Genomic DNA, 10,050 nt, shown 5'->3' with positions numbered 1-10,050 from the left:
GGTAGCCTGGTTGGGAATGGGGGGAATAGGGAAATACTGTTTAGCTGTCAAATTAGCAGAAGAAGTTCAGCGATGCTTTGAATACGTTATTTGGCGATCGCTATACAATGCTCCACCAGTTTTTGAACTCCTAGCTAACTTGATTCAATTTGTTTCCAACGAGCAGGTTCTGGAAACTGAGTTACCAAAAAACTTAGAAGGTAGAATATTACATCTTATACATTATTTGCAACAACACCGCTGTTTAATTATCCTTGACAATGTCGAAACAATTATGCAAGGTGGTGTTTATGCAGGATTTTATCGAGAAGGTTATGAAGGTTATGGTCAACTTATCAAGCAGGTAGGAGAAATTGCTCACGAAAGTACCTTACTTCTAACTTCTCGTGAAAAACCTAGAGACTTGGCGTCACTAGAAGGACAAGCATTACCCGTTCGCTCATTCTACGTAAGTGGTCTAGAAGCAACAGCAGGACACAAAATTTTTGAACTCAAGGGATTATATGGATCCGAGTCGGAATTAACAACAGTAGTTGCTCGCTACACAGGCAATGCTTTAGCTTTAAAGATAGCAGCGACAATGATCAAAGATGTCTTTGATGGTAATATTTCTGAATTTCTTAAACAAGATACGACTGTTTTTGGCGATATTAGTCATCTGTTAGATCAACAGTTCTCTCGCTTATCGAATCTAGAAAAAGACATAATATACTGGCTGGCAATTAATCGTGAGCCAGTTTCTCTATCAGAGTTACGAGAAGATATTGTATCAAGGATACCAGTACAAAAATTACTAGAGGCGCTAGAGTCTTTAGCATGGCGATGTCTGATCGACAAGGCTACGCCTACGCTAATTCAAAAAAGCACAGCATTCACTCTACAACCTGTAGTTATGGAGTATGCGACTCAGCGAATGATAGAGCAGGTTTGTGAGGAGATTAAAACTGAAAATATTGACATTTTTAGGTGTCATGCTTTAATGAAAGCGACGGCGAAAGACTACGTGAGAGAAACTCAAATTCGTCTCATTATAAAGCCAGTTATTAATGAATTGCTCACTGTTTTTAGAAATAAAAAAGGCATCGAAAATAAGTTAAAACAAATGTTAGCGAAGCTCCAAGAAACATCTCCACAGGAACAAAGTTATACGGCTGGGAATATTCTTAATCTATTTTGTCATCTTGAGACTGAACTCAGTGGTTATGATTTTTCTTCTCTATGTGTTTGGCAGGCAGATTTGCGAAATGTGAAATTGCACAATGTAAATTTTGCTCATGCTGATCTAGCAAAATGTGTGTTTGCTGAAACTCTTGGCGGTATTTTTTCAGTAGCATTTAGCAAGAATGGAGAATTGCTGGCTACAGGAGATACCAATGGTGATATTCGCTTATGGGAAGCTGCGAATAGAAGACAACTGCTAGTGTGTAAGGGTCACACAGGCTGGGTCTGCGCAGTTACTTTCAGTCCTGATGGTAAAGTAATTGCTAGTGCTAGTAAAGACCAAACAGTGAAATTGTGGGATACCAGTAATGGCCAATGTCTCTCATCCTTGCAAGATCATATTGGTGAAATCTGGTCAGTTGCCTTCAGCGCAGATGGACATATGCTGGCGAGTGCTGGTGAGGACGAAACGGTAAAGCTGTGGAATGTCCATACAAGTCAGTGCATACAGACTTTGCGAATACGGGGTGGTCGGGTGTGGTCAGTTGCCTTTAGTCCAGATAGTCATATACTTGCCAGTAGTAGTGATGACCATATGATAAGGTTGTGGAATGCTAAAAACTTTGAATGCTTCAGAACATTGAAAGGACATACGCACCTGGTATGGTCGGTTGCCTTTAGTGCAGATGGTCAAATCCTAGCCAGTGCTAGTCATGACAGAACAGTGAAGCTGTGGGATATCAGTACTGGTTCTTGTGTACAGACTCTACAGGGTCATACTGACTGGGTTCATTCAGTTGCTTTCCATCCGAATAGTTGTATGGTTGCTAGCAGTAGTGAGGATAAAACGATCAAGTTATGGGATATCAGTACAGGTAAGTGCTTGAAAACTCTAGATTCAGAGGGCCAAGGAGTTTGGTCCGTTGCTTTTAGTCCAGATGGTCAAACATTAGTGAGTGGATATGATGATCAAGTCATGAGACTATGGGATGTCAATAACGGGCATTGTCTCCAGACATGGCGAGGTAACATGAATGGTGTTTGGTTCATTACCTTTAGCTCAAACGGCCAAATTCTTGCTAGTGCGCATGGAGATCAAGCTGTGAACCTATGGGATGTTAGCACTGGTGAATGTTTGAGAACTTTAACAGGACATCGTGGTATAGTAACATCCGTCACATTCAATCCAGACGGTCAAATTCTTGCTAGTGCCAGTGCTGACCAAACTGTGAAGGTATGGGATGTCCACACTGGGCAATGTATCAAAACTTTACGGGGACATACTAGTAGAGTAACATGTGTGGCCTTCAGTCCTCGAGAAAACTTACTAGCTAGTGGTAGTTATGATTCATTGATCAATCTGTGGGATATCAAGACAGGGCGCTGCCTACAAACTCTCCAAGCGCACACTCATCGTATTTGGTCAGTTGCTTTCAGCCCAAATGGGCAGATTCTCGCCAGTGGTAGTCATGACAAAACAGTGAAATTGTGGGATGTCAGCAGTGGAAAATACCTGCAAAGCTTGGAGGGGCATACTAACTGGATCTGGTCGGTCACTTTTAGTCCGAATGGTCGTATGCTTGCTAGTGGCAGCGGTGACCATTCAATCAAATTGTGGGATATTAGTATAGGTAGGTGTATTGCCACTTTGCCAGGTTTGAAAGATTCCATCTATTCCACTGCCTTCAGTCACAATGGTAACATGCTAGCTAGTGCTCACGGTAACTCAGTAGTGAAGCTATGGGATATCAATACTGGTCAATGCCTCAGAACTTTAGAGGGACATAACAAGTGGGTCTGGTCGGTGGTCTTCAGTCCTAATGGCAAAATTCTAGCCAGTAGCAGTGAAGATGCGACGATTAAGCTTTGGGATGTAGAAACGGGAGACTGTATAAAAACTATTCAAACTCCAAACCTTTATGAAAGGATGAAAATCACGGGGATCAAAAGTTTAACTGAAGCTCAGAAAAATACGCTCAAAACTTTGGGCGCTTTTGAGTGTAGAGATCAGTAGGGTTTACTGAAAAACGCAATCAAAAGCCTATTAAATATTAGAGAGCATTCTATAATATTAATTTTCCAAAGGATGGAAATAAAAGAGCTAACGGAAAACGTCCGTCGACAATACTTGCAAAAATTTGTTTCCGCCCTTTTGGAATTCGTAGGATGCTTGCTTAACTTCTACTTTGTATCTCAAATTGTTTAGCTTATTAATTACTGGCCCAAGTAATGGGGACGGCTCTTGAGACGTAGTTAGTAACGGAAAAATCCGAGTTTCTTTTGCTACTCGACTCATTTCTATAATAGAAGCGAAATGAAACTCTTCAGAAAAGTGATCTGAATATGTAAACAAAAAATGAGAGCATAAGGCCAAGTCAAATTCCCCATCAGCAAATGGTAAAATAGGCAGTTGTGCTACAACGTAGCGTCTTTCCTCAATTCCCATTGAAAAGTCATTGATAAAGGTCTGCATAGCTGCCATCCTTGTTTCCACTAACTGACTTGGTGACTTGATGGTCTGCCAAACAAAGCTATTTAGATTCGCGGGAACCACTTCCATTATTTGTTGATAAGCTTCTTGGATACGCTGAGCAATCTCGCTTGAATTATACATATAGATTGGGTCACAAGAGACAACGTTAAAACCTTGACGTGTCATCTCAGCATTAAAGCTTGCAGGCCCACCAGCACAGTCAAGAATTTTCAGTTTCATGTCTTGAGACGATAGACCAAACATTTTTATGTATTCTTCAGCAGATCGTCCCCATATAACAATTTTTTCAAGCATGCGTTCCATTGCCTTTTTCTGTAAAAACTTACATCAATTTTTAGAACGTAATATCCGATTTTGGCTTTAGAACTCAGACAAAAATAGGTGATGAACTGCGATTTTTGCAAAAAAACCGTGCCTTACTGCGCGGTATATCCCCCATCGATTACCATGTTATGGCCAACAATGAAAGAAGCTGCATCTGAACACAACCAAACCACTGCATGTGCGATCTCCTCAGGCTTTCCAATACGTCCTATCGGATGTCCTGCAGCAATTTGAGCCAGTACACTTGGAGGGAGAGTAGCCAGCATCTCGGTGTCGATAGCACCAGGACTCACAGCATTGATCCGAATACCTGTCTTAGCATACTCCATTGCTGCTGCTCGGGTCAAAGCAATAACTCCACCTTTAGAGGCACAATAACAGCTATAGCCCGCGAAGCCGACAACGCCAGCACCAGAAGCCACGTTTATGATCGCTCCACCGCCTTGTTTGAGAATGGCTGGGATCTCGTACTTAAGCGAGAGCCAAATTCCTTTGAGGTTGACATTGATCACTTGATCCCATTCATCTTCGGACATTTCAGTAAGTTTCCCACAAGCTGGAACACCGGCGTTATTACAGGCAAAGTCAAGTCGACCATAGACATCCATAGTTTTATTGACCAACGCCTTTACTTCAGCATCTTTTGAGATGTCGGTTTTGACGAAAATTGCTTCTCCGCCTGCCTCTTGTATGCGGCATGCAGTATTCTCCCCTTTGGTAACCCGACGACTGGCAAGCACAACCTTTGCTCCAGAACGTGCAAAAGCGATCGCAGTTGCCTGACCAATGCCTGATGAAGCACCAGTCACAAGTGCAACCTTTCCATCAAGTTGGCATTCCATAAGTGTGATCCTGACCGATTAGGTTCCTGTATTCAGGACTAACTTGTTGATACTTACGTTTCAGTAAAGAAACTACACCCAAAGCACCAAACAACAACATTCCAAATGCAGTAGACGCTTCAGGAACAGACACAGGCTGAACCACTGAAAAAGCAAACTCTCCAATTAGCTTATGAATGACTGTTGTTGGATGAACAGGATCCCAAAACAAAAATTTATTCGGGTCACAAGTTGATGGTTGTGTAGCAAGAACTACAGAGACGACAGAGAAGTCCTGTATACAATAACCGCTTACATTCGTGAAGCCGAATTCATCTGGAGCAGAAATGATCCGATTAAATAGGGAATTTAGATCAAGAGGGATGATGTTTACATCAGAACTCAACTTTTGGCTCAAAAAGTTCAAGGTAGCTGCCAAGTCAGAGTTGTATATACTGATATCAGCACTGAGTAAGTTCGAAATCTCACTGTCTGAGCGCGCAATTGGAAACATTCCTAAATCTGGCAGATTAGCTACCACGATATCTTTTGCACCGACAGCAGCAAGTGACGTCACTGCAGCTGATTCATTCGTTACTACTTGGAGAGTGTCGGGGACACCACCAAAAAAGGAATTCAAGTAATCGTTAGCACCAATCCACAGGATATAGAGGGCGTCTGAATCGGCAGAGGGATTTACTGCTATGAAGCTATTGATCTCCTGCTGCAATCCTGGTAAGCCACTCATACCGATATTCTCAAATCCCGTAGTTGCACCACCAAAGGCAAAGTTACTGTCCGAATTGAAAGTTAACCCTAGATCAGAGGCTAGATATTCCACCCAAACTGGACCATTGGAAAAACGTCCATTAAAGTATGGTGGACTTGGAGGAATAATTTGTGATGTAGTATTGTATACATTTCCAGTGTCAGAAAAGCTGTCACCAAAGATGTATATCTGATCATAATTTTTTGCTAAGACTTTCAATGGAAATATGAAAGACAACAAGACAAATAAAGTTGTTAGAATTCTTCTGTGGACCTGCATCGTCAACTTTGAAGTAAATTTTCAATCTGAGTATATACCCTTTCGGAAATAAATAAGATTCTTGATCAGTTTTTATTTAGAACGTCAAGTTCTTGGAGTGGGTCAGGACCTAATGCCACCTTACTCCAGCGCATCACGCTTGCAGAGGCAGCACCAGCTGTACCAAAGCCGTAAACAAGAACAAGGTCGTTTTCCTGAATTTTGCCCAAGCGTTCAGCATAATATAGATTCACTATGCTCAATACTGGTCCAATGTTTGCAAACTGTGGATAAAGGTCTATTGTACGCTTTGGGTCAATACCCAGTACCCGTATACAAAACCTTGCAAACCAAGCAGTGGGTGTGTTAAAGATAAAAAAGTTGATCTCCTCAAAAGTGACACCTGCGGCGCTAAGAGCACCTTCACAACATGTACGGAGGAACTGTACAGATGTTTCACGAGTCAGTTGGCCTGCATTTTTACTCACTTGCATATAAAGTCCTGGATTGCCTTCTCTGTCAGTTTTTAGTGTGGGGTAGATGAGATCGCATAATCGATCAGTATGAATGGTCTTAGTACCAAGAACACCCTGCTGTGATTCGAGCGGACTAATGACCAAAGCTCCAACGCCATCACTAAGAAACCACGAAGCCGTATCATCTTCCGCAACAAAGTGAGAGTAGCTACATGAGATCACTACCAATATGTTGCGATACTCTCCGGCTCGAACAAATGCACAAGCACTTTGCAATGCAACTAAAGTGCTACCACAAGTAGCATCGAGATTCCAAGCTGCACCCTGCAGCTGAAGCTGACGTGCAAGAAAAGCAGCATCACCAAGTCCAAGTTTTTCTGGCCAGACTGAAGCAACAATCATCAGATCAACGTCATCCAGAGAAAGCTTTGCAGCAGCAAGACCATCTTTGACTGTGCGACATTGCAGCATTAACTGCGACTCATTTGGAGCAAGTACCCAGCGTTGAATAGTCCCTCGGAAGGGATCTGTGAGATAAGGCATCATCTCTAAGTCAAACTCGTTGCTAGGGATAGATCCATCAAACGAAAACCACCTTGCCAAACTTTTTTGTTCTGCTTGAGCAATCAGATCAGGATATTTTTTTCTGTAATAGTCATTTGTACGTCTGATGCTTGGTAAGCTGATAGCAAGTGAGCGAATACCTACTGGGTAATGATGCGTCACAAACAATCTCCTTGGTTACTCAAAACTTGCCAGTATTCTGAGCAATTAAGTTTTCAATACGATCTTTGATTGGAATAGGCTCAGTGGCGTCGACGAGTACGTCAACGACGAATGGACCTGCTGCTGCCATTGCCTTCTTTAGTGCTGGCAGGATATCAGCCTCTGTTTCAACGCGAATGCCATCGGCTCCCATACCGTAGGCGATTTTGACAAAATTGGTCTGCGGAATCTCTGCGTCCATATCTTTAAACCCCTGCATTTTTGTGCCTTGAACACACATATTGTAAAGTCCGTTGTTGAGGACGATCCAAACGGCAGGAATTTGATATTTGACTGCTGTGCTTACCTCACTGTTCATTAGCATAGCACCATCACCCACAATAGCAACAACCTTACTATTACGGGCTAGTGCAGCACCTACAACGCCAGTAGTAATCTGCCCCATAGATGAGAAACCGCTACAATTTCGGTAACGATTCGGTTTAGTAAACTGCAGCATATAATTTCCCCAAGCAGATGCGCTGCTTGCTTCAGTCATTACTAATGCGTTACTTCCTTCAACTATCACCTGTTGAATCGCACCCATAAGAACTGCTGGACGTACTGATCTATTTGTACGTGGATTAATATTAATCACGTTTTGTTCGGGTTGAGGTAGCACCTGTTTCATAGTAAGATTTAAATGCTTCGGTGAGAAGTACTTTAACAAACCCATTACAAACAGTTTTATCTCAGACTGGATGGCAAATGTTTCGGCTGATGGATATGCAGTTCCTGGAACCTCTGGATCAAGATCAACATGCAAGAAGCCTCTACGGGGAACCATTACAGGCTTCCAAAGTGATGAGCGCTCGCCTAAGCGTGTTCCCAGAACAAGTGTGCGCAAAGGACGGTGCTGTTGCATGTACTTTACCACTGACTCATGTCCACCAAAGCCAGTGACTCCAACAAACTGAGGGTGATTTTCAGGAAAAATTCCTTTGCCACGGGGTGAACACATCACAGCAGCCCCTGTTCTTTCAGCAAGTTCACGAATCTCCTCTGCTGCAAAGCGTGCACCAAAGCCAACCCAAATAGCAAATGGTCCTTCAGATAGTAACCGTGTACATTCTGATATAGTTGTCTCACTAGCAGTTACAGGAGCAGTAGATATAATCTCTCGTGACAAAGATATCTTAAGTGGACTTGTTTGGATGGCTGTAGGAATACTAAGATGAGTAACAAAACCGCCTGGTCGTGTTAAGCCTCCTGCTAGCCTTCTATAAATTACTGGTAGCTCATCGCTAGATTCCAGAGTCGTAGCATAGTCGAATAGCGACCCTGATGAAAAAATTCCTTCAGGCATGGTGTATGTGCTAGTCTCTTGGCAAGCCCACCGTCCACGTTGTCCTGTTGAGGTAGACGCTGACAGGAAAATAACTTTTGCACCTTCCCATACAGCAGCAAATAATCCAGTGAGAGCATTCGTGATCCCTGGACCTGTTGTGGTGAATACTACGACTGGGCGATCGCTTGCAAAGTAAGCCTCAGTAGCTGCGAACGCCGCTCCTGCTTCATGACGAAAGTGAAGTACCTTTATTGAACTGTGTTGCAGTGCATGCCATAATGGTGCGATCGCACCTCCCGAAACACCAAACGCATATTCCACGCCTAGATCTTCCAGCATCTTGACAACTGCTTCAGCTACTGAAGCCGCTGTTATTTTCTGACTTGGTGTGAGATCCAATGGCTCTAAATTTAGTTGGACATCTGCAACAGGCGAAGGGATCAAATAAGAATCAGATCCTAATTTTTGAATCTTATTTTTTTTGTTGACAGGAAATGATTCAGTTTCCATAGAAAGGTACATACAGATATGTTTACGAAGAGCTTTAAATTGGTGTGAGATATTTAGACCATTGGAGAAAGCTTTAGAATTCAGGCATTTACAAAACTCTATAATGTGCTATATGTTGAACGATCTCTGTTTGACCGAGTGAAAGTTCCCTTAAAAAAGCTAAGCTTCTTCTCTTATTGATAGGTGCGGGATCTCATCAACTTAACTTATGAAATAAATGTGCGTAAAAGTACCAGAACTATCACTTATATCTTAACAACTAAATATTGATATGTTACACACAACATTGTAAACGTAAGCCATGTTATTACTATCTGGTAGAATTTTTGCAACTTTAATTGGTAAATTCAGCGAATAACTTAAAGACTGTGAGTAATAGTAAGATTTTTAGTTTGTGGTGAGTAACAATACTTCTGGCTTTGGAACTCTTTAAAACACCAGAAAAAGCGATTAGCTAAATTTAACACTTCCACGACTGAGAGAAATTAACTAAACCCTTACATTTCTAATTCTCAATGAAATTAAGTTTTCCTTAAGAACCTCAAGGGTTGAGCGGTCATAATATCTATAATATCACCATGCCTATACAACAGTGCCTAGTATCTGATTAAGACAACTATCTAATAAATGTTGGCTAAATGTCAGTGGGGCCTGGCTGAGTTGCTCACTAATCAACCCGAATTTCTCACAAACATTTAAATGAATGTTTCAAAATCCTTATGGTGCCTAGATTTGATCTCAAATACCCCATCGACGTACTGTCATAATTCACTCCAGATCTAAAAGACTCAAACTCGTACGAGATAAAGGTTTTGGTCATAACGACAGCGTTTGCTCAGTATACTGGAGCAAACTGGTTGCACGGTCTTAGATCTCGTCGCAACGCTTGTAAAAAATGCCGGAATCAGCGACGGTAAGGGAAGCCAACGTAGAGGAGTTAAGCATTTAGTACCATTGCTTATTAGTCTTTTCATGGCTTGTCAACTCAACTTAGCTACCTGTTATGACGGAGTTTCCCAATTTCGCTAAACTTTTGCAACTCAAGATAAACAACTTAAAGAAAAGTTAAGTTATTTTAAGTTTGATCTTCTCCTCCAGCACTATCTGGTTAGGGTTGCGCTTAGACTACAGTGCCTGACAAACTTTAGCACTCAGTGAAGGAAGCTTATCTGATTGGCGCGGGT

Annotated in this window: 6 protein-coding genes; 1 reads left to right on the top strand and 5 read right to left on the bottom strand. The window is 42.0% G+C overall.

Going from position 1 to position 10,050, the window contains the following annotated elements; translation table 11 throughout:
• A partial coding sequence (locus tag G4P69_RS12030; protein WP_208349977.1) for a WD40 domain-containing protein occupies nucleotides 1-3,175 on the top strand: 3,175 nt, incomplete at its 5' end.
• A gap of 87 nt (nucleotides 3,176-3,262) precedes the next feature.
• Here G4P69_RS12030 and G4P69_RS12025 read toward each other — a convergent pair.
• From G4P69_RS12025 to G4P69_RS12005, 5 genes are all read right to left on the bottom strand, one after another.
• Nucleotides 3,263-3,958: a class I SAM-dependent methyltransferase gene (locus tag G4P69_RS12025; protein ID WP_208345214.1), complete on the bottom strand. Its 696-nt coding sequence runs from the start codon at nucleotides 3,956-3,958 to the stop codon at nucleotides 3,263-3,265.
• Between the two features lie 113 nt (nucleotides 3,959-4,071).
• Nucleotides 4,072-4,821 carry an SDR family oxidoreductase gene (locus G4P69_RS12020; RefSeq protein ID WP_208349974.1) on the bottom strand — a complete coding sequence of 250 codons (750 nt, stop codon included), beginning with the start codon at nucleotides 4,819-4,821 and terminating at the stop codon, nucleotides 4,072-4,074.
• Nucleotides 4,805-5,848: an SGNH/GDSL hydrolase family protein gene (locus tag G4P69_RS12015; RefSeq protein WP_208344996.1), complete on the bottom strand. Its 1,044-nt coding sequence runs from the start codon at nucleotides 5,846-5,848 to the stop codon at nucleotides 4,805-4,807. The genes G4P69_RS12020 and G4P69_RS12015 overlap by 17 nt, the downstream gene beginning before the upstream one ends.
• Before the next feature lie 65 nt (nucleotides 5,849-5,913).
• Complete coding sequence (locus tag G4P69_RS12010; RefSeq protein ID WP_208344995.1) at nucleotides 5,914-7,029, bottom strand: 3-oxoacyl-ACP synthase III family protein; 1,116 nt, start codon at nucleotides 7,027-7,029, stop codon at nucleotides 5,914-5,916.
• A 19-nt stretch (nucleotides 7,030-7,048) separates the two neighbouring features.
• Entirely contained in the window at nucleotides 7,049-8,866 is a 1,818-nt protein-coding gene (locus tag G4P69_RS12005) for a thiamine pyrophosphate-dependent enzyme (protein WP_208349970.1), read from the bottom strand.
• Nucleotides 8,867-10,050 lie beyond the last annotated feature (1,184 nt).

The sequence above is a fragment of the Aetokthonos hydrillicola CCALA 1050 genome, from assembly GCF_017591665.1.
Lineage (GTDB): Bacteria > Cyanobacteriota > Cyanobacteriia > Cyanobacteriales > Nostocaceae > Aetokthonos > Aetokthonos hydrillicola.
Note: the sequence above shows the minus strand (reverse complement) of the source record. Positions and strands in the feature narration are given on the sequence as shown.